At 44.2% G+C, this 1,286-nt stretch carries 3 protein-coding genes; all 3 read left to right on the top strand.

Going from position 1 to position 1,286, the window contains the following annotated elements; genetic code table 11:
- A partial coding sequence (locus tag C5F48_RS24970; protein WP_219907843.1) for a hypothetical protein occupies positions 1–302 on the top strand: 302 nt, incomplete at its 5' end.
- Positions 292–555, top strand: a complete 264-nt coding sequence (locus tag C5F48_RS23935) for a hypothetical protein (RefSeq protein ID WP_107666144.1) — start codon at positions 292–294, stop codon at positions 553–555. The genes C5F48_RS24970 and C5F48_RS23935, both read left to right, overlap by 11 nt.
- Positions 556–749: 194 nt before the next feature.
- Positions 750–1,286: hypothetical protein (locus tag C5F48_RS24965; protein WP_146170763.1), on the top strand; the 537-nt coding region annotated here is incomplete at its 3' end.

The raw sequence follows: 1,286 nt of genomic DNA, 5'->3' as shown, positions 1-1,286 counted from the left end.
ATACTATTTTCGGGTCCCAAATACTTGTTCGCAAAAAAGGAGTGAAAAACATGATAGTTACAGTTGAAGGAGTTATCACCAGCAAAGACATCATTACAAAGGATACGGACAAAGGTCCTAAAGTATCGACCGAGTTACTGCTCGCGCAGCCTGGTGAAAAAACATTGATGCCGATCCGACTCGAAGGCGACAAAGTGAAAAATTTTGAATTGTACAAGCAAAGCAAATTCACAGGAGAACTCCTAACCTGGAAGACTCGCGATGCCGTCGGCATGATGGTCATGATTCGGGATGAACGATGATCTTCTCAAGGAGATTCGTGATCTCGCCATTGATATTCTTGCGGTTAATCAGGATAACCGAACTGCACTAGGTGTCCTGAATGACTCGGTTACAGATGTACATACCGATCTGGCTCACCTGTCGGATCAGCTGGACATTCTGAACCACTCGATTACAGTTTCCAATCAATACTTTATGTGGGCCGTGATTTGCTTAATGCTATTAACTGCCTTAGCAATGTTCCTGGTCGGCTACAAAATTACGAGGGAGTGACCAGATGGATTTCGTTTTTACCTTGATCGGTATTCCCCTTGTACTCGCGTTGTTCGATCTGGCTCGCAAATGGTTGTTTTCTTCTAGTGACCTCGACGATCCGGGGGGAATGGATTAATGGATGCATTCTTTTCCGTATTGCTCTTATTTTTTTTCGCAGGTGTTGTAGCAGGATTACTGAGGTTCATGATGCGATGAAAGGGGGTGAAGGTACGAGAAAGCTTATTGTAAGCCTGTTTACTGCGGTAATGATGATCACCATGTTTCCTGCTGGGAATGCATTCGCGGCGTTAACCAATTGGACAGGAATTTTAGATGAGTCATATATCAAGGGGAATGTAGGGTCTAGTCCTCTCTGGTACGACAATGACGATACAACCTCTGCAAAAATGAACTATGGCTCATGGACATCTACGATTGTTTTGACTATTGATGAAGTTCGGATTAAATCCAACAAACCTGTTCAGATCCGTTTAGCTGAACAAGGATCATACACAAAACCGCCATTGCATCAATTCACAACGGCGGGTACGGGGCAACTGGAAACCTTTAAGTTTCCGGCAGTAACCGGAATTTTGTTTATCGATCTGACGGGAACAGATGTCACGCTGTATGAAGTTGAATTTTATACAGCAAGTCCACCGGATACGACTCCACCAGCAGTTCCAACGGGGTTGAGTGGTAAAGCGGTAGGAGATGACATTGTTCTGAATTGGTTACCGAATACGGAA

Source organism: Cereibacter changlensis JA139 (genome assembly GCF_003034985.1).
In the GTDB taxonomy this organism is placed as follows: Bacteria; Pseudomonadota; Alphaproteobacteria; order Rhodobacterales; family Rhodobacteraceae; genus Cereibacter; species Cereibacter changlensis.
Note: the sequence above shows the minus strand (reverse complement) of the source record. Positions and strands in the feature narration are given on the sequence as shown.

Coding starts and splice junctions, on each gene's coding strand:
- C5F48_RS23935 (WP_107666144.1), top strand. CDS start 292: ATGAACGATGATCTTCTCAAGGAGATTCGTGATCTCGCCATTGATATT.